Here is a 24,754-nt window from a genome sequence, read left to right on the forward strand (position 1 = left end):
GCGCGCGGGAGCCCCGGCTGACCAGCCAGGAACGGATTTCCAAGCACCCCGACGGGGATGCTAGAGTTTCACTCGTTGCAAGGGCCTGTGGCGCAGTCCGGTAGCGCACCTCGTTCGCATCGAGGGGGCCAGGGGTTCAAATCCCCTCAGGTCCACTGCAATTCAGAACCCCGTCGGATTCGTCCGGCGGGGTTCTTGCCTGTTCGGCCACATTCTCTCGTTCACCGAGTGGTCAGCGGCTTGGCGTAGCAGAGGCTCAGTTCGTGGAAGCGGTAATAGCCGAACTTGGTGCAGGGCTCGTAGCCGCTGGAGAGGTAGAGGGCGACCGCCTCGGGCTGCTTGGCGCCGGTCTCCAGGACCATGCGGGTGCGGCCGGCCGCGCGGGCGTCGTCCTCCAGGGCGGCGAGGATCCGTCGGGCGAGGCCGAGACCGCGGGCCCCTGGGGTCACGTACATGCGCTTGAGCTCGGCGTCGCCGTCCGAGTAGCCCTCGTCGTTCTTGTCCTGGCCGCGCCAGCCGCCGGAAGCGATCGGGCGGTCCCGCTCGTCGTAGGCGAGGAGGTACAGGCCGAGCGGCGGCTTGAACATCGACGCGTCGAGCGGTGTGACATCGCCCTCATCGCCGTAGCGCTCGGCGTATTCGGCCTGCACCTGGTCGTTGAGCTTGACGGCGTCGGGGTGGTCGTACGGGACCGGGCGGATATGCATGCGGAGTATCGTACATCTATGCGCCCGCTGGGTGGAATGGATTAAGTATCGTGCCCGGGTGCTGACTGTTACCTCGGTGAATGTGAACGGGCTCCGGGCCGCCGCCAAGAAGGGCTTCGTGGAGTGGCTCGCGGAGACCTCCGCGGACGTGCTGTGCCTCCAGGAGGTACGGGCCGAGCCCGGGCAGCTGCCCGAGGAGGTCCGGGCGCCGGAGGGGTGGCACGTCGTGCACGCCCCCGCGGCCGCCAAGGGGCGCGCGGGCGTCTCCCTGTACACCCGGCGCGAGCCCGACCGGGTGCGGATCGGATTCGGGTCCGAGGAGTTCGACTCCAGTGGACGCTATGTCGAGGCCGACCTGCCCGGGGTCACCGTCGCCAGCCTCTACCTGCCCTCCGGCGAGGTCGGCACCGAACGGCAGGACGAGAAGGTCCGGTTCATGGACGAGTTCCTCGCCCACCTGAAGGAGCTGCGCGAGCGCGCCGCCGCCGACGGGCGCGAGGTCGTCGTCTGCGGCGACTGGAACATCGCCCACCAGGAGGCCGACCTCAAGAACTGGCGCGCCAACAAGAAGAACTCCGGCTTCCTGCCCGAGGAGCGCGCATGGCTGGGACGCGTCCTGGACGCGGACGACGGCGGGTACGTCGACGTCGTACGGGCACTGCACCCGGACGCCGAGGGGCCGTACTCGTGGTGGTCGTACCGGGGGCGGGCCTTCGAGAACGATTCAGGGTGGAGGATCGACCTGGTTGTCGCCACGGCGGGGCTCGCCGGGCGCGCGGTCAAGGCGCTCGTGGAGCGGGCTGCCAGCTACGAGGAGCGGTGGTCGGACCACGCGCCTGTGACCGTGGTCTTCGAGAGCTGATGGCTGCGGGGTGTGCCGTGCCCGATCGGCACGGCACACTCGTCTGGACCTCAGCCACCCTGTCGTGCGGCAGAGGTCTCCCCCATGGCGAAGGCCAGACGTGAGACGTCCGGCCCGGTCAGGCGGGTGGGGCCGCCTCCGGAGCGCCCTTTGGCCACGGTGACGCGGACACCGCTGTGAAGAAGGTGCTCCCGGGTCACCTCGGCTTCCGCGGTGATCGTCTGGCGGTATTCGTTGACGGCGTATTCCTCGAGCCAGTCGGAGCGCATGCCGGCGGGCGCGGGGCACACCTCGCCCCGGGCAGTCGCGCGACACATGTAGTCGCCGTACGGGTAGCCTTTCCGCGCCGCGAAGTACATGCGTCCGTCGCAGCCTGCGCAGTAGGCCACTCCGGTGAGCAAAGCCGATGTCGTTGTGCGTTGGCGGCGCGTGCCGTTCGAGCGCGCAAGGAGGACGTCTTGCAGGGCGTGGAACTCGTCCTCGGCGAGCAGGGGTGGGCCGATCAGCACGGGGGCGCCCTCGTTGTCGCGAACCGTCTGCGCCCGGTGTACGCGATGGCCCATGAGTGACGGGCTGCGCAACACTTTGGAGAGGGTCCCGGATGTCCAACGGAAGTGCTCGAAGTCGCGTCCATGACGTCGACCTCCCAAAGGACGTCCTTGGAGTTGGGCATGGCGGTCACGCGGCACGAGAACACCTGCCTCGGTGAGCATGCGCGCGACGGCGACCAAGGAACGTCCTGCGAGCACTTCTTCCACGATCATCCGGACTGTGGAGGTGGTTTCGGGGTCGGGGGCCAAGCACCAGCCGATGCCGGAGGGGTGCGGCGCCTTGCGGTAGCCGAAAGGGACCAGACCCCCTCCGTAGCGACCTTCCGCACGTAGAACCCCATGGCTGCCGGTGACCCGGCTGGAGATGGCACGGGCCTCTTGCTCGGCGGCGTAGGCCAGATCCATACACAGCCGGATGATGACGCCGTCTGCCTGAGGAGTCACCTCAAGTGGGCAGTCCGCCTCGGGCATTGCGAACACGAGTGTGCGGTTGTGCCACCGACCCCAAGCGATCAACTCTGTCATGTGTGCCACAGATCGCACGGCGCGGTCCACGTGGGACCACACGACGGCGTCGTATTCCTGGGGGCGACGGAGCCAGGACGACAAGAACGGCCTCTCGAACGGGGACGTCTTATGGGCCGAGACGCCAAGGTCCGCGGCCTCGCCGATCAGCGTGTAACCGAGCCGCTGGATGCAGAGTTGGATCGCTGCGCGCTGTCGGCCCGGTGAGGTGGTCACACTGGTCAGCGTGCTGAGGCGCAGCGCGGCGAGGGCGCCCGGTTGCCGGGCAGAGGGTGGGATTACTGGAGACCGTCGGCAACTAGGCTTGGGCATGCGGGCACTCCTCGACAGTGTCGGCCATGCCCCGGGGCTGGTAGGACAGCCGCCGGGGTCTTTTCTGGTCTCACTCTCGGAGTGCGAACTGAAGTTTGTCTCCCGTTGGCCGGAAAGTACCTCGATGGGGTGAACTGTCAGGGAGTGGGGTTCTGGAAACGTCGGCTGAGTCGCCGGTCCAGAGCCATCGACACCTCCGCCTCCACCACGCTCTTCGCCAGGGGGCGCAGGCGTTTGAGGTCTTCCGCCGTGCGGTTTTCCGTGAGGACGATGCCGGCGAAGAGGTCGGCGAGGGCGTCGGCGTGGTCGCGGACGCGGCGGGCGGCGGTGAGGACGTCGGCCAGGGGGATGCCCTCGCGGACCAGGGCCGCCGATACGTCGAGCAGGCGGCGGCTGATGTGGACGATCTCGCCGCCGTCGGTGGCGAGATAGCCGAGGTCGAGGGCCGCGGCGAGGTTCTCCGGGGTGGCCTGGCCGGCGAAGACGTCGGCGAGCTCCTCGGGGGAGAGGCGGACGGGGGTCTCCTCGGTGGGCGCGCCCAGCCCGAGGAGTTCACCGACGTCACGGCCGTGGTCGAAGGCCTCGGCCAGCTCCGCGATGCCGCTGAGGGTGTGGCCGCGTTCGAGCAGTGCCGAGATCGTGCGCAGACGGGCCAGGTGCGTGTGGTCGTACCAGGCGATACGGCCCTCGCGGCGGGGCGGTGGTATCAGCTTGCGCTCCCGGTAGAAGCGCAGGGTGCGCACGGTGATGCCGGCCTCCTTGGCCAGCTCCTCCATCCGGTACTCACGCTTCTCCGCCACGTGCGAAACCCTACGTCGTACCGTCGGTAACTTTCGTGGTCACGACCCTACCCATCAGTACGGTGCTGCTCTAGTCTCCCATTGCGCCAGTGTTCACTGGCAGAGTCGGGCGCTAGGGAGGCGTGGGATGGTCGGGATGACCGAGCACGAGCATGTGCGCGTCGCGGTGATCGGGTCCGGGTTCGGCGGCCTGGGGGCCGCGGTGCGGCTGCGCCGCGAAGGGATCACCGACTTCGTCGTCCTGGAACGGGCCGGGAGCGTCGGGGGCACGTGGCGGGACAACAGTTATCCGGGGTGCGCCTGTGATGTGCCCTCGCACCTGTACTCGTTCTCCTTCGCGCCCCACCCCGACTGGCCGCGCACCTTCTCCGGGCAGGAGCACATCCGGGCCTATCTGGAGCACGTCACCGACGTCTTCGGGCTGCGCCCGCATCTGCGCTTCGACTCCGAGGTGAAGAGGATGGCGTGGGACAAGGAGAAGCTCCGGTGGGGGATCGAGACCAGCCGTGGGTTCCTCACCGCCGATGTGGTCGTGTCCGCCACCGGGCCGCTCTCCGATCCCAAGGTCCCCGACATACCGGGGATCGACTCCTTCCCCGGCAAGGTCTTCCACTCGGCCCGCTGGGACCACGACTACGACCTGCGCGGCAAGCGCGTCGCCATGGTCGGCACGGGCGCCTCGGCCATCCAGATCGTGCCCGCCATCCAGCCGGAGGTGTCCCGGCTGACCCTCTTCCAGCGCACGCCGCCCTGGGTGATGCCCCGGGTCGACCGGGCCATCACCGGCGCCGAACGGTGGCTGCACAAGCAGTTGCCCTTCACCACCCAGGCCCGGCGCGGACTGCTGTGGGGGATCAGGGAGTTGCAGGTCCAGGCGTTCACCAAGCGCCCAGGCGAACTCGGCCTCGTCGAGCGGCTGGCCGGGCGGAACATGGCACGGGCCGTCAAGGATCCGGCGCTGCGGGCCAAGCTGACCCCCGACTACCGGATCGGGTGCAAGCGGATCCTGCTCTCCAACACCTACTATCCGGCGCTCACCCGGTCCAACGTCGACGTCGTGGCCTCCGGGCTCGCCAAGATCGACGGCTCCACCCTCGTCGCGGCCGACGGCAGCACGGCCGAGGTCGACGCGATCATCTTCGGTACGGGATTCCACGTCACCGACATGCCGATCGCGGACCGGGTCGTCGGAGCGGAGGGCAGGACGCTCGCGGAGGTGTGGCGCGGCGGCATGAAGTCGCTGCGCGGGGCCACCGCGGCCGGGTTCCCCAACTGGATGACGATCATCGGTCCGAACACCGGGCTCGGGAACTCCAGCATGATCCTGATGATCGAGTCCCAGCTGAACTACATGGCCGACTATGTACGGCAGTTGGACGTGCTGGGCGGACGGGCGGCCCTCGACGCCCGCCCCGACGCCGTGGAGGACTGGAACGACAAGGTCCAGGAGCGGATGCGGCGCACGGTGTGGAACACCGGCGGCTGCACCAGCTGGTACCTCGACGCGAGCGGCCGCAACACCACCATCTGGCCGGGTACGACCACCGAGTTCCGGAGCGCCACGCGACGGGTGGACCTGGGGGAGTACGAGGTGCTGCGCGCCCCCGGGCCGAGCGGAACCGGTCCGCGCACACCCGCGGCGCGCACCAAGAACTCCGGTACGAAGGGCGCCAAGAGGGTGGAGGCGGGAGCGTGAGTCGACTGACGCATGTCGAACACGGGCCGTACGCGCCGCCCGCGCCCGCGCGCGAACTGACCGCCGTCTCCGCCGACGGCGCCCGGTTGCACGTGGAGGTGCACGGACCCGCGGACAACCCGGCCGCGCCCACCGTCGTCCTCGCGCACGGCTGGACCTGTTCGACCGCCTTCTGGGCCGCGCAGATACGGGACCTCGCCGTCGACCACCGGGTGATCGCGTACGACCAGCGTGGACACGGACGCAGCCCCGCGAGCCGGGCGTGCACCACGGACGCGCTCGCCGACGACCTGGAAGCCGTCCTCGCGGCCACCCTCGCGCCGGGTGAGAAGGCCGTGCTCGTCGGGCACTCCATGGGCGGGATGACGCTGATGGCCGCCTCGGCGCGGCCGCGTTTCCGGGAGCACGCGGTGGCGGCCCTGCTGTGCAGCACGGGCAGTTCGCGACTGGTGGCCGAGGCGCGGGTGGTGCCGATGCCGGCCGGGCGGCTGCGGACCCAGGTGACCAAGAGGATCCTCGGGTCGGCCGCGCCGCTCGGGCCCGTCACGCCGGTCGCCCGGTGGATCCTCAAGTACGCGACCATGGGCGCCGGTTCGTCACCGGGCATGGTGGAGGCGTGCGCGCGGATCGTGCACGCCTGTCCCCGCACGGTGCGGCACGCTTGGTCGAAGGTGCTCGATGTGCTGGACCTCGACCACGGCGTACGGGAGTTGGCGGTGCCGACGGCCGTGCTGGTGGGTACGGCGGACCGGCTGACGCCCGTGGTGCACGCGCGCGCCCTGGTCGCGACCCTGCCGAACTGTGTCGGCATCACGGAGCTGGCCGGGCTCGGGCACATGACACCGGTGGAGGCGCCGGAGCTGGTCACCTCCCGCATACGCGAACTCGTCTCCACCTACGCAGAGATCAAGGAGGGCAGCGCATGACCAAGGTGAGCCTGGAGGGGCAGGTCGCGGTCGTCACGGGGGCCGCGCGGGGTGTCGGCGAACTCCTCGCCCGCAAGCTCTCCGCGCGCGGCGCCAAGGTCGCGCTGGTCGGCCTGGAACCGGAGGCGCTCAAGGAGGTCTCGGAGCGGCTGCACGGCGAAAGCGGCTTCTGGTACGCCGATGTCACCGACCACGAGGCGATGGCCCAGGTCGCGGCCGAGGTGAAGGAACGGTTCGGGAAGGTCGACATCGTCGTCGCCAACGCCGGTGTGGCGAACGGCGGTCCCTTCGTGGAGTCCGATCCCGCCGCCTGGCGGCGGGTCATCGAGGTCAACCTCATCGGATCGGCGGTCACCGCGCGGGCGTTCCTGCCCGTGCTGATGGAGAGCCGGGGGTACCTGCTCCAGATCGCCTCGCTCGCGGCCATCACCCCGGCGCCGATGATGACGGCGTACTGCGCGTCCAAGTCGGGCGTGGAGGCGTACGCGCACAGCCTGCGCGCCGAGGTCGGCCACAAGGGCGTGCGGGTCGGGGTCGGTTACCTGTCCTGGACCGACACCGACATGGTGCGCGGGGCCGATCAGGACGAGGTGATGCGGGAGTTGAGGCAGCGGCTGCCGTGGCCGTCCAACAAGACGTATCCGCTGGGGCCGGCCGTCGACCGTATCGTCGCGGGGATCGAACGGCGGTCCGGCCATGTGTACGCGCAGTGGTGGCTGCGCGGGATGCAGGGTGTCCGGGGCTACCTCCCCGGGATCATCGGGGCGGTAGGACAGCGGGAGATGAGGCGGTTCGAGCCGCGGCTCAGGGGCGTGGGTAAGGGGCTTGTGGGTGCCGGTGGGGCGGCCGACGAGCAGCGCCAGCAGGGGATCTCACCGTGAGTGACTGATCGAAATGCGTGCGTAGTCCGTGCGTGTAAGTCTGGTCGAGCCCGATCCCCCTCACCCACAAATGGGAGTGAAACCTCATGGGCAAGAAGGACCAGATGCAGAACAAGGCCGAGCAGATGAAGCAGCAGGGCAAGAAGAAGATGGGCCAGGAGATGGGCCACGAGAAGGGCCGTCCCGGCGAGCACTCCCCGCAGCCGGGTGCGCGTACCCCGCAGACGGGCGAGCGCTCCCCGCAGGGGCGTGACCGGTCGATTCCGGAGGCCGAGCGCACGCAGCGTGAGGCGAAGGAGCGGTTCGACCAGGACTACGACGTCTGACGGTTCGCTGCGCTGGCTTAGGCCGAGTTGTGGGGCGCCCCTGTTTGTTGGGGGCGCCCCACGCTTTTGTCCGGGTCGGATAGGTGCGTTGGTCTGGTGCGCGTTCGATGTGGCTGGGCGCGCAGTTCCCCGCGCCCCTGAGGGGGCGCGCCCCTTCAGGGCGCTTTCCCCTCACCCCTGTTGAGATCTTGGGGGGAGTTTTGGTCTTGATCTGTCGGGGGCGTTCGAGTAGTCGGGTGGGGAGGCCGCGTGGTGGGTGGTCAGGAGGTCCAGGGCCAGTTGGATGGCGGTGTCCATTTCGGTGTGGTGGCCCTCGGCCCAGTCCAGCGGGGTGCGCAGGACCGCCAGGTCCGGGGGGACGCCCTGGTTCTCGACGGACCAGCCGTACGCGTCGAACCAGGCCGCGTTCATCGGCACCGTGATCACCGTGCCGTCGCCGAGGCGGTGGCGGCCGGTCATGCCGACGACCCCGCCCCAGGTGCGCTGGCCGACGACCGGGCCGAGCTTCAGCAGCTTGAACGCGGCGGTGATCATGTCGCCGTCGGAGGCGGTCGCTTCGTCGGCGAGGGCCACGATCGGGCCGCGTGGGGCGTTCGAGGCGTACGACACCGGCTGGGCGTTGCGTGTCAGGTCCCAGCCGAGGATCGTGCGGGTGAGCTTCTCCACGACGAGTTCGCTGATGTGGCCGCCCGCGTTGCCGCGTACGTCGACGATCAGCGCGGGGCGCGAGACCTCCAGACGCAGGTCGCGGTTGAACTGGGCCCAGCCCGAGCCGCCCATGTCGGGGATGTGGAGGTAGCCGCAGCGGCCCCCGCTCAACTCCCGTACGACCTCGCGGCGTTTGGCCACCCAGTCCTGGTAGCGCAGGGGGCGCTCGTCGATCAGGGGGACGACGGCCACCCGGCGCGAGGGGCCCTCGCCCGTCGCCGGGGCGAACGTGAGCTCCACCGTCGTGCCGCCCGCGCCCGCGAGCAGAGGGTAGGGGCCGGTGACCGGGTCGACCGGGCGGCCGTCGACGTGGGTGAGGACCGCGCCCTCGCGGATGCCGGTACCGGCGAGCGGGGAGCGGGCCTTGGAGTCGGAGGAGTCGCCGGGAAGGATCCGCTTCAGTGTCCAACTGCCGTTGCGGCGGACGAAGTTGGCGCCGAGCAGACCCTGCCAGCGCTGGTAGTGGGCCGGGCCCTCGTTGCGGCGGGCGGCGGCGACGTACGCGTGGGAGGTGCCGAGTTCGCCGAGGACCTCGCGCAGGAGGTCGGCGAAGTCGTCGGGGGAGGCGACGCGTTCGACGAGCGGACGGTACTGGGCGAGCACACCGTCCCAGTCGATGCCGCACATGTGGGGTTCCCAGAAGTAGGCGCGGGTGAGGCGGCCCGCCTCCTCGTAGGCCTGGCGCCACTCGGCGGGCGGGTCCACCTCGTGGATGATGCGGCGCAGGTCGATCCAGACCGTCGAGTCGGAGTCACCGACCTCGGTCGAGGGGACCGCCCGCAGATCGCCCTCGTCCACGACGACCAGCCGGGAGCCGTCGCCGCTGACCGCGAACCAGTCCAGGTGCTGGACGAGTTCGGACTTCTTCGCCTTGCTGATGTTGAAGAACTCCAGGGTCGGCCGGCCGGAGGTGTCGTCGGGGTTGACGAAGGTCTCGCCGAGCGCGCCGGAGATCGGCCAGCGCAGCCAGACCAGACCGCCGCCCGCGACCGGGTACAGCGCCGAGTACTTGGAGGCGGTGACCGGGAAGGGGGTCACCCGGCTCTCCAGGCCCTCCAGTTCGACGCTCACCGCGCCGTCCGCGCCCTCGTCCTCGATCGGGTCCAGGCCCCCGGCGACCGGCCGCCCGTCCGGGTTGAGGGCGAAGGGGGAGGGGGTGGCGGAGGACAGCGGGACGAGGTAGGGGCGGCAGCCGAGCGGGAAGGAGAGGTCGCCGGTGTGGACGTCGTACACCGGATCGAAGCCGCGCCAGGAGAGGAAGGCGAGGTAGCGGCCGTCGCGGGTGAAGACGGGGTTCTCGTCCTCGAAACGGCCGTTGGTGACGTCGACGATGAGCCGGTCCTTTATGCGCGCGATCTTGATCTGGCGCAGGGAGCGGCCGATCCCCGGGTGCGACCAGGCCAGCCAGGCCCCGTCCGGGGAGAAGGCTAGGTCGCGCACCGGTCCGTTGATCGAGGTGATCAGCTCCGTGACCTCGCCTCCACGGGACTCCGTCGGGGAGGTGCCCTCGGGCTCTGTCGGGGAGGCGGCCTCGGACTCCGTGGGGGAGGCGTCCTCGGCCTCCTCCGTCGGGGGGCTGCCTCCGGAGTCCTCCGTCGCGGCCTCCTCCGCCGGGGAGGTGTCCTCGGCCTCCTCCGTCGTGTCCAGGAGCAGCAGCCGTCCGTCGTTCGAGGCGATCGCGAGGCGTTCGCCCTGCGGGTCGGAGACCATCTCCAGTACGCGGCCGAGTGCGCCGGAGGCGAGGCGGCGCGGCTCGCGCTGGCCGGAGGCCCGGGGGAGGAAGGCGATCTCGACGGCGTCCTCGCCGTCCGCGTCGGTGACGTAGGCGATCCGGCCACCGGAGCCGAGCATCTCGGGCAACCGGACGCGTATGCCGGGGGTGTCCGCGATGGTGCGCGCGGGGCCGTCGCGGTGGGTGAGCCAGTGCAGGCTGCCGCGTACGACGACGGCGCTGGCGCGGCCCGTCTCGTCGACCGAGATGCCGTCCACGTGCTGCGCCGCGGGCACCTGGTACGTACGCCGTCCCGCGCGCGGACCGCCGAGGCGGACGTCGAGGCGGCGCGGGACCGAGCCCGGGGACAGGTCGTCGACGATCCACAGGTCCCCGGCGCACTGGTAGACGACCCGGGTGCCGTCGCTGGAGGCGTGCCGGGCGTAGAAGGCGTCGTGGTCGGTGTGGCGGCGCAGGTCGGAACCGTCGTGCGCGCACGAGTACAGGTTCCCGATCCCTTCGTGGTCGGAGAGGAAGGCGATACGGGAGCCGACGAACATGGGGGAGTCGAGGTGGCCGTCGAGGTCGGCGAGCAGCCGTCGTCCGTGCAGCCAGAGCCGGCCGGTGGCGCCGCCCCGGTAGCGCTTCCAGGCGGCGGGCTCGTGGGGCGGGGTACCGGTGAGCAGGAGCGTCTTGTGTTCGCCGTCGAGGTCGGCGACCTGGATGGCGGCGACCGGGCCCCAGGGGAGCGCGCCGCCGGGGTCGCCGTCGGTGGGGACCTTGTAGGCCCAGGTGAAGTAGGAGAAGGGCTGGCCGTGGGAGGCGACGGCGAGGATGTCGCTGTGCCCGTCCTTGTCGGGCGGCGACCAGCCGCAGACCTGGGTGTCCGCGCTGCCCCAGTAGGTGAGCCGCCGGGAGGGACCGCCGTCCACGGGGGCCAGATGGATCTCCGGCACGAAGCTGCGCCAGCTCGTGTACGCGATGTACCGGCCGTCGGGGGAGAAGCGGGGGTGGCCGACCTTGGTCCGGTCGACGGTGAGCCGCCAGGCGCGGCCCGGCCCGTCGAGGGGAGCCATCCACAGGTCGTCCTCGGCCGCGAAGCACAGACGGTCGCCGTTGAGATGGGGGAAGCGGAGGTAGCCGGGTGCGTTGTCCCCGTCGGTCGCGTTGTCCCCGGGGGGCGCCTGGTCCGTGGTCGCCTTCTCATACGCGTCGCTCACCTACCCATGCTTTTCCTCCCGGAGGCCCCTGGCAACTTGTGGGTAGGTGTCCCTTCGGGCGGGCGTGACCCAGCACACGTACGAAACGGTTTCGTTTCTTTCAATCGCAGGGTATCTTCATAGATGTACGAAACCGTGTCGTCCGGAGCAGAGAAGGTGAGTGGGATGGCTGAAGCCGCAACGGTGCGTCGCAGTCGGATCACCCCCGAGCGTGAGGCCGAGCTGTACGCGGCCGTGCTCGAACTGCTCCGGGAGGTCGGCTACGACGCCCTGACCATGGACGCCGTGGCCGCCCGCACCCGGTCCAGCAAGGCCACGCTCTACCGCCAGTGGGGCGGCAAGGCCGAGCTCGTCGTGAAGGCGCTGCGGCACGAGAAGCCGATCACCAGCGACATCGACACCGGATCCCTGCGGGGCGACTTCCACGCCATGGTGAGGCGTGAGGACGACTGTCACATGGAGCAGAACTCCGCGCTGATGCGGGGTCTGGCCACGGCACTGCACGGGAACCCCGATCTCCTGCGCGCCTTCCGTGAGTGGATCATCGAGCCGGAGACCGAGATGCTCCGCGAGATCCTGCGGCGCGCCGTCGGCCGGGGCGAGATCCGGGCGGACAACCCCGCCCAGGACTACGTGCTGCACATGATGATCGGCGCGTTCGCGGTGCGCGGCATCGTCGACGAGCTGCCACCCACCCAGGACTTCCTCATCTCGTACATGGACGCCGTGATCCTCCCCGCTCTCGGCGCCTGACCCTCCCCGATCTTCAGCAACGCCCTGCACCTGACGCGACCGCTCACGTCGTCGGGCTGATCTCCCCTGCCCAGTTGCCAGCAAACGACCTGACCGGGAGTACGCCCTCGTGGCCACATTCCTCTACAAACTCGGCCGACTCGCCTTCAGGCGACGCCATTTCGTCGCCCTGATATGGGTGGCCCTGCTGACGCTGGCGGGTGTCGGCGCCGCCTCCGCGCCCACCGCGGGCGCGTCCTCTTTCTCGATCCCCGGCACCGAAGCGCAGAAAGCTTTCGACCTGCTGGAACAGCGCTTCCCCGGGATGAGCGCCGACGGCGCGACCGCCCGCGTGGTCTTCAAGGCGCCCGCCGGCGAGAAGATGGGTGACAAGACCAACAAGGCGACCGTCGCGAAGACCGTCAAGGCGCTCGGCGACGGCTCCGAGGTCACCTCCGTCTCCGACCCCTTCAAGTCCCACGCGGTGAGCAAGAACGGGTCGGTCGCCTACGCCTCGGTGAAGTACAAGGTGTCCGGCATGGAGTTGAAGGACTCCTCGAAGACCGCCCTGGAGGAGGCCGCGCAGCAGGCGAGGGACGCCGGGCTGAGCGTCGAGGTCGGCGGTGACGCGCTCCAGGCGACGCCCGAGACCGGCTCGACCGAGGTCATCGGTATCGCGGTCGCCGCGGTCGTCCTGGTCATCACCTTCGGTTCGCTGATCGCGGCCGGGCTGCCGCTGCTGACCGCGCTGATCGGCGTCGGTATCGGTGTCTCGACGATCGCGGCGCTGGCTAACGCGCTGGACCTGGGCACCACCACCTCCACCCTGGCGATGATGATCGGCCTCGCGGTCGGCATCGACTACGCCCTCTTCATCGTCTCCCGTTACCGGGCCGAACTGGCCGAGGGCCGGGAGCGCGAGGAGGCGGCCGGACGGGCCGTCGGTACGGCGGGCTCGGCAGTCGTCTTCGCCGGTCTGACCGTCGTGATCGCGCTGGTCGGCCTGTCGGTCGTCAACATCCCGATGCTGACGAAGATGGGCGTCGCGGCGGCCGGCACGGTCGCCATCGCCGTACTGATCGCGCTGTCGCTGATTCCGGCCCTGCTGGGCTACGCGGGCCGCAAGGTCCAGCCCGCCGGCAAGAAGAGCAAGCTGCTCGGTGGCGGGCGTGCCGCGAAGAAGGAGGGCAAGCCCAACATGGGCACCCGCTGGGCGAGCTTCGTCGTGCGCCGGCCGCTCGCCGTGCTGGTGCTCGGTGTGCTCGGCCTGGGCGCCGCCGCGCTCCCGGCAACCTCGCTCGAACTCGGCCTGCCCGACGACGGTTCGCAGCCCACGTCGACCACCCAGCGCCGGGCGTACGACCTGCTGTCCGACGGCTTCGGGCCCGGCTTCAACGGCCCGCTCATGCTCGTCGTGGACGGCAAGTCCAGCGACGACCCCAAGGCCGCGGCGACCAAGGTCACCAACACGGTCAAGGACATGAAGGACGTCGTGTCGGTCAGCCCGGCGGCGTTCAACAAGGCCGGGGACACCGCGACGATCACGGTCATCCCCGACTCGAAGCCGTCCTCCGTCAAGACCGAGGACCTGGTGCACGCCATCCGTGACGCGGGCGGCACCATCACGACGACGACCGACGCGAAGGTCCTGGTCACCGGCACGACGGCCATGAACATCGACTTCTCGCAGAAGCTCAACGACGCGCTGATCCCGTATCTCGCGCTGGTCGTCGGCCTCGCCTTCCTCCTCCTGATCGTGGTCTTCCGCTCGATCCTGGTCCCGCTGAAGGCGGCGCTCGGCTTCCTGCTGAGCGTGATGGCGGCGCTCGGCGCGGTCGTCGCCGTCTTCCAGTGGGGCTGGCTGTCCGGACTCCTGGGCGTCGAGGAGACCGGCCCGATCATGTCGATGATGCCGATCTTCATGGTGGGTGTCGTCTTCGGTCTCGCGATGGACTACGAGGTGTTCCTCGTGACCCGGATGCGCGAGGCGTACGTCCACGGGGAGAAGCCCCACCAGGCGATCGTGACCGGCTTCAGGCACGGGGCGCGGGTCGTCACGGCGGCCGCGGTCATCATGATCGCCGTGTTCTCCGGCTTCATCGGCTCCAGCGAGTCGATGATCAAGATGATCGGCTTCGGCCTCGCGATCGCGGTCTTCTTCGACGCGTTCGTGGTCCGCATGGCGATCGTCCCGGCGGTGCTGGCCCTGCTCGGGAAGAAGGCCTGGTGGCTGCCGAAGTGGCTGGACCGGGCGCTTCCCAACGTGGACGTCGAGGGCGAGGGCCTGCGCTCCGCGGAGGAGAAGGGCCAGGGCCCCGGCGACGGGGGCCGGGACGAGGACCGGGAGCTGGTACGGGTGTGAGCCCGGGTCTCTCGACCTGCTGAGGCTGAAGAGGGGCACCCCGCGTCACCGCGGGGTGCCCCTGGCCGTCCACGGGGAACCCGGTCCCGGACCTGACGCAGTTGCGGAATCTCGAACTACGCTAGTGCTGCGACAGGCAACGTTCGCCCCGTCGCGACGCCCGGCACGCACTCTCGCCGCACCGGCCGAAAGCCCAAGTACGTCCAGTACGAGGACTTCCGGCCGGCACGCCGAGAGCACGCACCGGACGCCGCTCCTTGACGGGCAAACGTTGCCTGCCGCGGCACTAGGCGATTGTCCGGTCGCAGGCTCTCTCACCTGGGGAGTCGTCGGCCTTCGTCGAGCAATTCCGGGAGAGCTGTGAGCACTTCGGCTGTCGCCCCCGCCACGTGGAGGCGATTCGTGATGCACGTGTCCGACCGCTGCCGCTGACCGTGTTGTACGAGTCGGTCTTCAAAACCGCGGACCTGCCGGTCGCCGACCGGTTCGAGGCGTGGACACAGCGCATGGGCCGTACGCACGCGCCGATGCAGCTGGCCAGCGACCGCGCGGCGGACTACCGCGCGCACCAGCGCATGATCGGGCTGGGAGAGGTCACCGTGTGGCCGGCGACCTTCGACCACCTGGTCTTCCGCCGGACGCCGAAGCTGATCCGCCAGTCCGATCCCGAGGTGTACCACCTCTCCCTCCTGCTGCGGGGAGAGGGAGCGGCCGCCTGGGACAGACAGCAGGCCGCCTACCGGGTCAACGACATCCACACCAACTGTTCCTCACGGTCGTACGAGATACACACCGGCGCCGACCCGGTCAGCCTCGTGGGAGTCGAGATCCCGCGGTCGCTGGTGGCGCTGCCCGCGAACCGGGCCGACCAGGTGATCGGCGGCCGGATCTCGGGCAGCGAGGGGCTCGGCGCGCTCCTGGCGCAGTTCCTCGTCCAGTTGGCCTCGGACACCGGTTCGTACCAGCCGTCGGACGCGCCCCGGCTGGGAACGGTCCTGACCGATCTGGTCACGGCCGTCTTCGCGCACGCTCTGGACGCCGACCGCCTGCTGCCGCCGGAGACCCACGGCCGGACACTGACCCTGCGCATCAAGGCGTTCATCCGCCGGCATCTGGGCGACCAGGAGCTGACCCCCGCCCGGATCGCCGCCGCGCACCACATCTCGCGCAGCCATCTGTACCGCCTCTTCCAGGCCGAGGGCCTCACCGTGGCCTCCTACATCCGCGATCAGCGGCTGGAGAACGCCCGCCGCGATCTCGCCGACCCGGCACTGCGCGCGATGCCGGTCCATACCGTCGCCGCCCGCTGGGGCTTCCCCCGCGCCGCCGAGTTCACGCGGGCCTTTCGCACCGCCCATGGCGTCCCGCCGAGCGAACTGCGCGCGCGGGCGGTGGCCGAGGACCGTGCGGCACGCGCGGAAGGCCGTGGACTCTCCGCCAAGTAGGTGGGGACTGTCCGCCAACGACAGACGGGACCTCGGCCCCGCATTCTGGTGATCGCCGCGCGGCGAGGGACGGGCGGTCCGGAAGGGGCGGCGCCAGGACCGTGGGGGAGTCCTGGCACGGCCCCGGCCCGGCCGGCTACGACGACAGCCGCCCGTGGACCGGCTACGAGGACAGTGCCACGCGTGGACCGGCTACGACGGCAGTGCCGCCCGTAGCGCCCGCACCAGCGCCTGCGCCCGTGGATCGGCCGTCACCGTCTTGCGGAAGCCGTTCGTGACGTAGCCGAAGGCGATGCCCGACTCGGGGTCCGCGAAGCCCAGTGGGCCGCCGCGGCCGGGGTGGCCGAACGAGGCCGGGCCCAGCAGCGGGGAGGCGGTGCCGTGGAGCATGTAGCCGAGGCCGAAACGGGTGTTGACGACCAGGGTGCGGTCCGGTCCCGCTGACTCCTCGGCGCGGGCCAGTTCGACCGTGGCCGGGGTGAACAGGCGGGTGCCGTCCAGCTCGCCGATCAGGGCGGCGTAGAAACGGGCGAGACCGTCGGCCGTGGCGATGCCGTTGGAGGCGGGGAGGGCCGCCGCGCGGTAGGCGGGGTCGTTGTCGTCGGGCGGCGGGGTGATCGCGGCGAAGGCGCGGACGGTCGTCGAGTCCGGGTCCTTGTAGGCCTCGGCCACCGACCGCTTCGGGCGGGTGCGCAGGGCGCTGGAGGACTCGGGCGGATCGACTCGGCCCGCGCGGCCCACCCGGTGGGCCTCGGCCTGCGGCAGTCCGACCCAGAGGTCCAGGCCGAGCGGGGCGGAGATCTCCGTCGCGATGAACTCGCTCACGCCCCGGCCGCCGGTGACACGGCGGACGAGTTCGCAGAGCATCCAGCCGAAGGTGTGGGGGTGGTAGCCGTGGTCCGTGCCCGGCTCCCAGAGAGGGGTCTGCGCCGCGATCGAGGCGGCCGTACGGTCCGGGTCCGCGGCCTCGGCCGGGGTCAGCGGCACGTCGACCACGGGCACGCCCGCCTGGTGCGACAGCACATGCCGCACCAGGAGCCGTTCCTTGCCCCGGGCCTTGAACTCGGGCCAGTACTGCCCGACCGGTGCGTCCAGGTCCAGCTTGCCGCGCTCGTGCAGCATCAGGAGTACGGCGGCCCCGACGCCCTTGGTCGCCGAGTGCATGACGTGGGCGGTGTCGTGCTCCCAGGGCGCCGAATCCGCCGCAGCGTCCACGTCCCGCGCGCCGCCCCACAGGTCGACGACCTTGTGCCCGTGCCGGTACACGGAGACCGCCGCGCCCCGTTCCCCGAGCGTGTCGAAGTTGGCTGCGAACGCTTCTCTGACCGGCTCGAAGCCCTCGGCGACTGTGCCGTTCACGTTCACGTCCGTACTCCCTGTCGCCCGGCCACCGTCAACAGTGGATGCAACACACACGCGGAAGGCTCGATTCCTAACCGAGCAGGATCGTGACCTCGATGTTGTTCCGGGTCGCGTTCGAGTACGGGCAGACCTCGTGCGCCGCGTCCACGAGCTTGGTCGCGACGCCCTGGTCGAGGACGGGCAGCGAGACGCTCAGGGCGACCGCGAGACCGTAGCCGCGCTGTTTGTTGGGCCCGATGCCGACCTTCGCGGCGACGGTGGAGCCGGTCAGGTCCAGTCCGGCGCGGCGGCCCACCAGCACCAGCGCGTTGTGGAAGCAGGCGCTGTACCCGGCGGCGAAGAGCTGCTCGGGGTTGGTGCCGTTGCCGTCACCGCCGAGCGCGGGCGGCATCGCGACCTTCAGCTCGATCTGGCCGTCCTGGCTGGTGACGTAGCCGTCCCGGCCACCGTGCGCGGTGGCCTCGGCGACGTACATGATCTTCGTCGGGCGCGTGTCGACGACGGTGTCATCAAGAGCGGTGCCATCGATCATGGCGGGACCTCCCCCAGGACGAACGGACTACGGAGACGAACGGAACGCAGAGAAGCGCGCGCGTACAGAACACGGGAGTGTGCAAGTACATCGTGCACAAGGTACCCGCCAGTACGAGAGGTTGATCACCAGGGGGTGGAAACCGTCGGTAACCCCGATCCCGCCCCCCGATCCCGCCCCGGCCTGTCCCGGTCTTTCCCGCCCGGCCCGCCCCGTTCCGCCCCGGGTGGGCAGGTCAGTGCCCGCGCCCCGCCGCACCCTCCGCCCGCTCGGCCAGCCCCCACAGCTCCTGCCGCATCCTGGCCACGTCGTCCTCGCTCAGCCCGGTCGCCGCCAGCAGAGCCCGCGGTACGCCCGCCGCGCGCTCCCGCAGCGCCTCGCCGCGCCCGGTGACCGCCACCAGCACCGACCGTTCGTCGCGCGCGGAGCGCTCACGGCGGACCAGACCGGCCGACTCCAGGCGCTTGAGCAGCGGTGACACCGTGCCGTAGTCCAGCCGCAGCGCGCCCGCCAGCTCCTTGACCGTGGTCTCGCCGCGCTCCCAGAGGAACAGCAGGACGAGGTACTGCGGGTAGGTGACGCCGAGCTCCTCCAGCAGCGGCCGGTACGCGGCGGTCACCGCGCGCTGGGCCGCGTACAGCGCGAAGCACAGCTGGTCGTCGAGGAACAGCGACCCGGCGGATCCGAAGTCCTCTTGGTCCCCTTGTTTCGTCACGCGCCCATTGTCACGGAGTACGCACAGCTGTCGAGCGCGGGTCGAAACCGAAGGGCAGCTCCAGGCGGTGGGTACGCATCAGCTCGTCGTCGGAGAGCAGTTCGCCGGTCTTCCCGTCCGCGGCGATCGCGCCGTCGCTCAGGATGAGCGCCCGGGGGCAGAGTTCGAGGGCGTAGGGCAGGTCGTGCGTGACCATGAGGACGGTGACGTCCAACGACCGCAGGATGTCGGCGAGTTCGCGGCGTGAGGCCGGGTCGAGGTTGGAGGACGGCTCGTCGAGGACGAGGATCTCCGGCTCCATCGCGAGGACGGTCGCGACGGCCACCCGGCGTCGCTGCCCGAACGACAGATGGTGCGGGGGACGGTCGGCGAAGTCCGCCATGCCGACCCGCTCCAGGGCCGCGTGGACGCGCTCCTCCAGCTCGGCGCCCTTCAGCCCGGCGGCCGCGGGCCCGAAGGCCACGTCCTCGCGCACGGTCGGCATGAAGAGCTGGTCGTCCGGGTCCTGGAAGACGATGCCGACCTTGCGCCGGATCTCCGCCATGTGCCGCTTGCCGACCGGGAGTCCGGCCACCGTCACGGTTCCGGCGCCGCCGGTCAGGATGCCGTTGAGATGGAGGACGAGGGTGGTCTTGCCGGCGCCGTTCGGGCCGAGCAGCGCGACGCGCTCGCCCCGGCCGATGCGGAAGTCGACGCCGAAGAGGGCCTGGTGCCCGTCGGGGTAGGCGAAGGCCAGTCCGGCCACTTCCAGAGAGGGGGTCACAGGGTCCATCCCAGCAGGCAGACGACAAGGGCGGCGAACGGGAGGGCGAGGGCGTACGACCACTGCGCCCGGGACGCGGTCACCTCGTCGATGACCGGCATCGAACCGGCGTACCCCCGGCTCACCATGGCGAGATGGACGCGCTCGCCGCGCTCGTAGGAGCGGATGAACAGGGCGCCCGCCGACTTCGCGAGGACGCCCCAGTGCCGTACACCCCGGGCCTCGAAGCCCCGCGACTCCCGCGCGATCCGCATCCGCCGCATCTCGTCCGTGATGACATCGCCGTAGCGGATCATGAAGGAGGCGATCTGCACGAGGAGCGGGGGCAGCTTCAACCGCTGGAGTCCCAGCAGCAGTTCGCGCAGTTCGGTCGTCGAGGCGAGGAGTACGGAGGCGGCGACGCCCAGGGTGCCCTTGGCGAGGACGTTCCAGGCGCCCCACAGGCCGTTCACGCTGAGCGACAGACCGAGGACGTCCACCCGCTCGCCCTCCGCCACGAACGGCATGAGCACGGCGAAGGCGACGAACGGGATCTCGATCAGCAGCCGCTTGAGGAGGAAGCCGGCCGGTACCCGGGCCTGGTACGCCACCGTCGCCAGGAGCGCGGCGTACAGCGCGAAGGCCCACATCGCCTCGCGCGGGGTGGAGACGACCACGACGACGAAGGCGAAGGCCGCGGCGAGTTTGGTGTGCGGCGGCAGGGCGTGCACGGGGGAGTGCCCGTGCCGGTAGAGCCTGTGCGCGTGACCGGCGCCCACCTCAGGCCACCTGCGAGGGGGAGACGTCGGCGCCGCGGCGCCTGCGTACCGTCCAGAAGATCCCCGTGCCCGCGACGACGGTCACCCCGACGCCGATCACGCCCGCGAGGCCGCCGGAGATCCGGGCGTCGGAGATGTCCTTGACGCCGTACCCGGCGAGCGGGGAGTCCTCGGTGTGGTGCTTCTTGGTGTTCTGGTCGATGCCCTGGTCCTTGGCGACCTTCTCCAGGCCGTCGGGGCTCGCGGACGCGTAGAAGCTGACGAAGCCCGCGAGGACGAGAGAGGTCACGAGGCCGACCGCCCACACCTTGCGGCGGGAGGTCCGGGCGGCCACGGGAACGGCGGGCGCGGGCGCGTCGACCAGTTCGCCGCCGACGCGCAGCTTCAGCCGCTGCTGCAGACCACGCGCTCCGTAGACGAGGTCCGGTCGTACGGCGATGACCGCGCCGACCGTGAGAGCGGTGATGGTGGCCTCGCCGATGCCGATGAGGACGTGCACGCCGATCATCGCGGTGGCGACCTTGGTGATCGGGACGTCGGTGGTGCCGCCGAGGGCGTAGATGAGGGTGAAGGCGACGGCGGCGCCCGGGACGGAAAGGAGCGCGGAGACGAAGGCCGCCACGGTGATGGAGCGCTTCTTGCGCGGCAGGACCTTCAGCAGGCCCCGGAAGACGGCGTACGAGACGACCGTCGTGACGATCGCCATGTCCGTGATGTTCACGCCGAGTGCGGTCAGGCCGCCGTCGGCGAAGAGGATGCCCTGCATCAGCAGAACCACGGAGACGCAGAGGACCCCGGTGAAGGGGCCGACGAGTATCGCCGCGAGCGCGCCGCCGAGCAGATGTCCGCTGGTCCCGGCCGCGACCGGGAAGTTCAGCATCTGCACGGCGAAGATGAAGGCGGCGACCAGGCCGGCGAGCGGTGCGGTCTTCTCGTCGAGCTCGCGGCGGGCGCCGCGCAGGCTCACGGCGACGGCACCGGCGGCGACTACTCCGGTGGCCGCGGAGACCGGGGCGTTGATGAATCCGTCAGGCACATGCACCGTTCGATGATAGTGCCTTGTTGCGAACAGCTTGCAAGAGCGAGGTGCCCTTGAATAGTGGCGAAGGCAGCGGGGTGGTGACGGCTGGGGGCGGTGAGGCGCCGATGCATGGTGCGGGCCGGTCCGGGAACCCGGTCGACAGGTCTGGAAGCCCGATCAATAGGCGAGGTCCACGGGCGAAATCTCCGGAATGTGCGACATTGGATAGGTGACGGTTTCATAGATTCCGCACAGGTAACGCAGCGTGAGGAGCCGGTTCATGTCCGCCGTCGAACAGTACGCACGCGCCCACATCGTCACCGACTCGGCCGATTCGGCGGAGGACGAGCACCAAGCCGTCCCCGTCGCCCTCCGCTACGACCCCGAGGACGACCCCCGCCAGGTACACGTCACGCTGCCCGGCCCCCATGAGTGGGCCTTCGCCCGCGAACTGCTGGAGCAGGGGCTGCGGGTCCCGGTCAGCAGCGGAGAGGTGAGCGTGTGGCCGTGCGGTCGTGTGCAGGCGGTCATGGAGTTCCACTCCGCCCACGGCGGCGTCGCGGTCGTCCAGTTCGACTCCAAGGCCCTGATCCGCTTCCTGCGCCGTACGTACACGGCGGCGGCTCCGGTGGCTCGCTGACCAGCCGCCGGCCGGCCTACCCCGCGTGCAGCATCAGCCCGATCCCCACCACCAACAGCCCCGCCGCCGCGATCCGGGGCGCCCCGAACCGCTCCTTGAAGAACAACGCCCCGATCGCCGCGCCGACGATGATCGAGGACTCGCGCAGCGCGGCGATGGGGGCCAGTTCCGCACGCGTCTGGGCCCACAGCACCAGCGCGTACGCCGCTACGGACAGCACCGAACCGAGCAGCCCCAGGGCGGCGAAGGGCCGTAGGACGGGGACGAACCGGGAGCGCAGGCGGTAGGCGGCGTACGCCGGGATCACGACCCCCTGTATCGCCATCAGCCAGGCGATGTACCCGAGGGAGGAACCGGAGGCCCGTACGCCGAGCCCGTCCACGACGGTGTACGCGGCGATCGACAGGCCGGTGGCCAACGCCGCGCCGATGGCGGCCCAGTTGGGGCGTCGCCCGCGCATCCCCCACAGCGCGACCCCCATCAGCCCCGCGCACGACACCGCGATCCCCGCCGCCGCCCACGCGTCCGGCACCTCGTGCGCGAACACGGCCGCCAGCACGGTGACGACCAACGGGGCGGTTCCGCGGGCGATCGGGTAGGCCTGCCCGAAGTCGCCCAGCCGGAAGGAGCGCATCAGCAGGACGTAGTACAGGACATGGATCACGGCCGACACGAGCAGATACGGCCACGCACCGGCCGCCGGCACGGCCACGAACGGCATCAGCGCCAGCCCGATCAGCATCCCGCCGCCCGCGATCAGCGCGAACCCGACGAGCTTGTCGGTGATGCGGTGCGCGATCGCGTTCCAGCAGGCGTGGGTGACCGCGGCGAGCAGGACCGCCGTGGTGACCAGAGGGGTCACAGGTGCTGCTCGCGCACGTCCACCAGCGTGCCGCCCGCGTGCGCGACCAGCGTCTTGGGGTCCATGGGGAACACGGTGTACGGGGTGCCGGCCGCGGCCCACACCACGTCGTGGTCGAGCAGCGAACGGTCCGCGAGCACCCGCGTCCTCGTACGGTGACCGAAGGGCGGCACCCCGCCGATCGCGTACCCGGTCGTCTCCCGTACGACCTCGGCCTTGGCCCGCGTCACCTTCTCGACCCCGAGCTCCCGCCGCACGAGCTCCACATCCACGCGCGACGCCCCGTCCATCAGCACCAGCACCGGCACCCCGTCCGCCGCGAAGATCAACGACTTGCAGATCTGGCTCAGCTCGCACCCGATCGCGGCGGCGGCCTCGGCGGCGGTACGGGTCGCGTCCGGGAAGCGGCGGACGCGCGGCAGCAGATCAGCGAGACCCAGCTCCTCCAGAGCCTCGGCGAAACGGGGGTGGGCTCCGGACTCTTCGGCGGTGGCGTCGGTCGTCATACGCGGCACGCTATCCGTCGGTGTAGAAGGCATGCGAGCGAGTTCCGGTGCGCCGGGTGCGGGGTCTCGTCCGGGTCGACGCCCGGTGCCGAGCCGTCCGGTCCCCGCCCGGACAGGCCCTAGCTTCCCGCCTTCAGCAGTGCCGCCACGATCGGGCCCGCCGTGTCGCCACCGTGGCCGCCCTGCTGGACGACGCCCGCCGCTGCCAGGTCGCCCTTCCACGCGGTGAACCAGCCGTTGGGCTTCTTCTGGCCGTCGACCTCCGCGGAGCCGGTCTTCGCGCCGTAGTCGCCGCTGAGGCCGGACATCGCCTCGGCGGCGGTGCCGGCCGCCGCCGTGTACTGCATGAGTTCGCGGAGCTGGGAGAGGGTGGTGGCGGGGAGGGTGTGGGAGGCCGTCGCCAGCTTGCGGTGGTCGACCGTCGGAGACACCAGGTACGGCTGGTGGAAGACGCCCGACTTGATGGTGGAGGCGACCGAGGCCATGTTCAGCGGGTTCATGCGGACCCCGCCCTGGCCGATCAGCGAGGCCGCCATCTGGGCCGCCGACTGGACCGGGACCGAGCCGTCGAAGGTCGGGACGCCGATGGCCCAGTTGTTCATGGACAGACCGAAGTACTGCTGGGCCTGGTTCGTCAGGTCGGAGTTCGACAGCTTCTTGGCCTGGCTGATGAAGGCGGTGTTGCAGGAGCGCGCGAAGCTCGCCTTGAACGTGCCGCCCTTGATCTCGAAGTCGTCGTCGTTGTGGAACTTCCAGCCGCCGTAGGTCACCGTCTTGGGGCAGGGGTGCTGCTTGTCGGCCGAGGCGAGCCCCTTGTCGATGAGCAGCGACGACGTGATGATCTTCATGGTGGAGCCGGGGGCCAGGGAACCCTGGAAGGCCGTGTTGAAGCCGTGGCTCGTGTTGGCGACCGCGAGGATCTCGCCCGTCGAGGGGCGCATCAGGACCACCGACGCCTTGTCCTTCTTGGCGACCTGCTGCTCGGCGTCCGCCTGGAGGGTGGGGCTGAGCGTGGTCTTCACGGTCCCCGGGGTGCCCTCGCTGAGGGTCACCAGCGTTTTGTCGGGGGTCTTCTGGGTGCCCTTGGTGGCGGCCTTGCGGACCACCCGCAGTTCGATGCCCGCCTTGCCGCCGGCGGTCTTGCCGTACTTCTCGCGCAGCCCGTCCAGCACCGTGCCCAGCGACGGGTACTTGGCCGTGGTGATCTCGCCGCCGTCGCGGTCGAGGGCGGTGATGGGGGGCGTGCCCGCCGGACCGGTGACCAGCCGGTCGCCGTCCTGGAGGTCGGGGTGTACGACCGACGCCTTCCAGCCGACCAGCGCCGCACCGTCCTTGGCGCGGCGCACGACGGTCAGCTTCGACTGGTAGGCGAGGGGCTTGCTCTTGCCCTTGTAGGCGACGGTGGCCTTGACGGAGAACGGGACGGAGGCTCCGGACGCCGTGCCCGGCGTGAGCTTGACGCCGGTGAGGTGGGCGTCCTTGCCGTAGCCGGTCAGCAAGGTCTTCGCGGCCGCCGAGTCGTCGGTGGCGGCGGCCGCCTTCGTGACGTCACCGCTCTGCCAGGCGGTCAGGAACCGGGTGGACAGCGCCGTGACCTCGGCGGCCGACGGCGGACCGGTCTTCACGGACTTGTGGGCGGCGGTGTCCGACGTCCGGTCCTCGGCCGACGCACCGCCGCCGAACAGGCTGTAGGCGCCGAACGCCCCGCCGCCCACGACCACCGCGATCAGGCCGCCGACCACGGCGGGCTTCGTCTTTCGTCGCTCGGCGACGCGCCTTCTGTTCCCCACAGCTCTTGATCCTCCGCCTGTTCCCCAAGTCCCCCGGTACC

22 protein-coding genes and 1 tRNA gene are annotated in these 24,754 nt (G+C 70.5%); 10 read left to right on the plus strand and 13 right to left on the minus strand.

What is annotated here, in order from left to right:
• Positions 1 to 81 precede the first annotated feature (81 nt).
• Positions 82 to 155 (plus strand) — tRNA-Ala (locus OG568_RS29700).
• 66 nt (positions 156 to 221) lie between these two features.
• On the opposite strand, the gene OG568_RS29705 is transcribed toward OG568_RS29700, so the two are convergent.
• Entirely contained in the window at positions 222 to 707 is a 486-nt protein-coding gene (locus OG568_RS29705; protein WP_266582992.1) for a GNAT family N-acetyltransferase, read from the minus strand.
• Between the two features lie 58 nt (positions 708 to 765).
• On the opposite strand from OG568_RS29705, the gene OG568_RS29710 reads away from it, so the two are divergent.
• A complete protein-coding gene (locus OG568_RS29710; RefSeq protein WP_329367400.1) occupies positions 766 to 1,569 on the plus strand; it encodes an exodeoxyribonuclease III in 804 nt (267 codons plus the stop codon).
• A gap of 50 nt (positions 1,570 to 1,619) precedes the next feature.
• Here OG568_RS29710 and OG568_RS29715 read toward each other — a convergent pair whose 3' ends face one another.
• Both OG568_RS29715 and OG568_RS29720 read right to left on the minus strand, forming a co-directional pair.
• The gene (locus OG568_RS29715; RefSeq protein ID WP_329533762.1) at positions 1,620 to 2,861 is read right to left on the minus strand and encodes a recombinase family protein; all 1,242 of its coding nucleotides are present in this window, start codon (positions 2,859 to 2,861) and stop codon (positions 1,620 to 1,622) included.
• 233 nt (positions 2,862 to 3,094) lie between these two features.
• Entirely contained in the window at positions 3,095 to 3,733 is a 639-nt protein-coding gene (locus tag OG568_RS29720; RefSeq protein ID WP_329536491.1) for a MerR family transcriptional regulator, read from the minus strand.
• Between the two features lie 160 nt (positions 3,734 to 3,893).
• Here OG568_RS29720 and OG568_RS29725 point away from each other — a divergent pair, with 160 nt between their 5' ends.
• From OG568_RS29725 to OG568_RS29740, 4 genes are all read left to right on the plus strand, one after another.
• On the plus strand, positions 3,894 to 5,453 hold the full coding sequence (locus OG568_RS29725; RefSeq protein WP_329536492.1) for a flavin-containing monooxygenase: 1,560 nt from the start codon (positions 3,894 to 3,896) through the stop codon (positions 5,451 to 5,453).
• Entirely contained in the window at positions 5,450 to 6,379 is a 930-nt protein-coding gene (locus OG568_RS29730; protein WP_329533763.1) for an alpha/beta fold hydrolase, read from the plus strand. The genes OG568_RS29725 and OG568_RS29730 overlap by 4 nt, the downstream gene beginning before the upstream one ends.
• Entirely contained in the window at positions 6,376 to 7,260 is an 885-nt protein-coding gene (locus OG568_RS29735; protein ID WP_329533764.1) for an SDR family oxidoreductase, read from the plus strand. The genes OG568_RS29730 and OG568_RS29735 overlap by 4 nt, the downstream gene beginning before the upstream one ends.
• Before the next feature lie 86 nt (positions 7,261 to 7,346).
• Entirely contained in the window at positions 7,347 to 7,586 is a 240-nt protein-coding gene (locus tag OG568_RS29740) for a hypothetical protein (RefSeq protein ID WP_266433799.1), read from the plus strand.
• A gap of 171 nt (positions 7,587 to 7,757) precedes the next feature.
• Here OG568_RS29740 and OG568_RS29745 read toward each other — a convergent pair whose 3' ends face one another.
• On the minus strand, positions 7,758 to 11,111 hold the full coding sequence (locus OG568_RS29745; protein WP_329536493.1) for a S41 family peptidase: 3,354 nt from the start codon (positions 11,109 to 11,111) through the stop codon (positions 7,758 to 7,760).
• 279 nt (positions 11,112 to 11,390) lie between these two features.
• On the opposite strand from OG568_RS29745, the gene OG568_RS29750 reads away from it, so the two are divergent.
• The 3 genes from OG568_RS29750 to OG568_RS29760 all read left to right on the plus strand — a co-directional run bounded on the left by OG568_RS29750 (position 11,391) and on the right by OG568_RS29760 (position 15,764).
• Positions 11,391 to 11,978 (plus strand): TetR/AcrR family transcriptional regulator, encoded by a 588-nt coding sequence (locus tag OG568_RS29750; protein ID WP_329533765.1) that lies wholly within the window; start codon positions 11,391 to 11,393, stop codon positions 11,976 to 11,978.
• A gap of 109 nt (positions 11,979 to 12,087) precedes the next feature.
• Entirely contained in the window at positions 12,088 to 14,319 is a 2,232-nt protein-coding gene (locus OG568_RS29755; protein WP_329533766.1) for an MMPL family transporter, read from the plus strand.
• Positions 14,320 to 14,753: 434 nt separating this feature from the next.
• Positions 14,754 to 15,764: a helix-turn-helix domain-containing protein gene (locus OG568_RS29760; RefSeq protein WP_443077890.1), complete on the plus strand. Its 1,011-nt coding sequence runs from the start codon at positions 14,754 to 14,756 to the stop codon at positions 15,762 to 15,764.
• A gap of 192 nt (positions 15,765 to 15,956) precedes the next feature.
• On the opposite strand, the gene OG568_RS29765 is transcribed toward OG568_RS29760, so the two are convergent.
• The 6 genes from OG568_RS29765 to OG568_RS29790 form a co-directional block, all read right to left on the minus strand.
• Positions 15,957 to 17,129, minus strand: coding sequence for a serine hydrolase domain-containing protein (locus OG568_RS29765; RefSeq protein WP_329533768.1), 1,173 nt, complete (start codon positions 17,127 to 17,129; stop codon positions 15,957 to 15,959).
• Between the two features lie 67 nt (positions 17,130 to 17,196).
• Positions 17,197 to 17,658: an organic hydroperoxide resistance protein gene (locus OG568_RS29770; RefSeq protein WP_266433807.1), complete on the minus strand. Its 462-nt coding sequence runs from the start codon at positions 17,656 to 17,658 to the stop codon at positions 17,197 to 17,199.
• A gap of 235 nt (positions 17,659 to 17,893) precedes the next feature.
• Positions 17,894 to 18,373 carry a MarR family winged helix-turn-helix transcriptional regulator gene (locus OG568_RS29775; protein ID WP_266433809.1) on the minus strand — a complete coding sequence of 160 codons (480 nt, stop codon included), beginning with the start codon at positions 18,371 to 18,373 and terminating at the stop codon, positions 17,894 to 17,896.
• 10 nt (positions 18,374 to 18,383) lie between these two features.
• Positions 18,384 to 19,145, minus strand: coding sequence for an energy-coupling factor ABC transporter ATP-binding protein (locus OG568_RS29780; protein ID WP_329533769.1), 762 nt, complete (start codon positions 19,143 to 19,145; stop codon positions 18,384 to 18,386).
• Entirely contained in the window at positions 19,133 to 19,894 is a 762-nt protein-coding gene (gene cbiQ / locus OG568_RS29785) for a cobalt ECF transporter T component CbiQ (RefSeq protein WP_266433813.1), read from the minus strand. Before cbiQ ends, OG568_RS29780 begins: the two co-directional genes overlap by 13 nt.
• Before the next feature lies 1 nt (position 19,895).
• Positions 19,896 to 20,936 carry an energy-coupling factor ABC transporter permease gene (locus tag OG568_RS29790; RefSeq protein WP_266582977.1) on the minus strand — a complete coding sequence of 347 codons (1,041 nt, stop codon included), beginning with the start codon at positions 20,934 to 20,936 and terminating at the stop codon, positions 19,896 to 19,898.
• A 259-nt stretch (positions 20,937 to 21,195) separates the two neighbouring features.
• Here OG568_RS29790 and OG568_RS29795 point away from each other — a divergent pair, with 259 nt between their 5' ends.
• Positions 21,196 to 21,555 carry an SsgA family sporulation/cell division regulator gene (locus OG568_RS29795; RefSeq protein ID WP_266433817.1) on the plus strand — a complete coding sequence of 120 codons (360 nt, stop codon included), beginning with the start codon at positions 21,196 to 21,198 and terminating at the stop codon, positions 21,553 to 21,555.
• A gap of 16 nt (positions 21,556 to 21,571) precedes the next feature.
• Here the strand turns inward: OG568_RS29795 and OG568_RS29800 are convergent, their stop codons facing one another.
• The 3 genes from OG568_RS29800 to OG568_RS29810 all read right to left on the minus strand — a co-directional run bounded on the left by OG568_RS29800 (position 21,572) and on the right by OG568_RS29810 (position 24,713).
• Entirely contained in the window at positions 21,572 to 22,417 is an 846-nt protein-coding gene (locus OG568_RS29800; RefSeq protein WP_329533770.1) for a DMT family transporter, read from the minus strand.
• Entirely contained in the window at positions 22,414 to 22,923 is a 510-nt protein-coding gene (locus tag OG568_RS29805) for a YbaK/EbsC family protein (protein ID WP_266433821.1), read from the minus strand. The genes OG568_RS29800 and OG568_RS29805 overlap by 4 nt, the downstream gene beginning before the upstream one ends.
• Positions 22,924 to 23,042: 119 nt before the next feature.
• Entirely contained in the window at positions 23,043 to 24,713 is a 1,671-nt protein-coding gene (locus tag OG568_RS29810; RefSeq protein ID WP_329533771.1) for a penicillin-binding transpeptidase domain-containing protein, read from the minus strand.
• Positions 24,714 to 24,754 lie beyond the last annotated feature (41 nt).

This window comes from Streptomyces sp. NBC_01450 (assembly GCF_036227505.1).
In the GTDB taxonomy this organism is placed as follows: domain Bacteria; phylum Actinomycetota; class Actinomycetes; order Streptomycetales; family Streptomycetaceae; genus Streptomyces.

Bases quoted from the DNA above. Each gene is read 5' to 3' on its own strand.
- OG568_RS29705 (WP_266582992.1), bottom strand. From the start codon at position 707: ATGCATATCCGCCCGGTCCCGTACGACCACCCCGACGCCGTCAAGCTC.
- OG568_RS29720 (WP_329536491.1), bottom strand. From the start codon at position 3,733: ATGGAGGAGCTGGCCAAGGAGGCCGGCATCACCGTGCGCACCCTGCGC.
- OG568_RS29725 (WP_329536492.1), top strand. From the start codon at position 3,894: ATGACCGAGCACGAGCATGTGCGCGTCGCGGTGATCGGGTCCGGGTTC.
- OG568_RS29735 (WP_329533764.1), top strand. From the start codon at position 6,376: ATGACCAAGGTGAGCCTGGAGGGGCAGGTCGCGGTCGTCACGGGGGCC.
- OG568_RS29740 (WP_266433799.1), top strand. From the start codon at position 7,347: ATGGGCAAGAAGGACCAGATGCAGAACAAGGCCGAGCAGATGAAGCAG.
- OG568_RS29750 (WP_329533765.1), top strand. From the start codon at position 11,391: ATGGCTGAAGCCGCAACGGTGCGTCGCAGTCGGATCACCCCCGAGCGT.
- OG568_RS29770 (WP_266433807.1), bottom strand. From the start codon at position 17,658: ATGATCGATGGCACCGCTCTTGATGACACCGTCGTCGACACGCGCCCG.
- OG568_RS29780 (WP_329533769.1), bottom strand. From the start codon at position 19,145: ATGGACCCTGTGACCCCCTCTCTGGAAGTGGCCGGACTGGCCTTCGCC.
- OG568_RS29795 (WP_266433817.1), top strand. From the start codon at position 21,196: ATGTCCGCCGTCGAACAGTACGCACGCGCCCACATCGTCACCGACTCG.
- OG568_RS29805 (WP_266433821.1), bottom strand. From the start codon at position 22,923: ATGACGACCGACGCCACCGCCGAAGAGTCCGGAGCCCACCCCCGTTTC.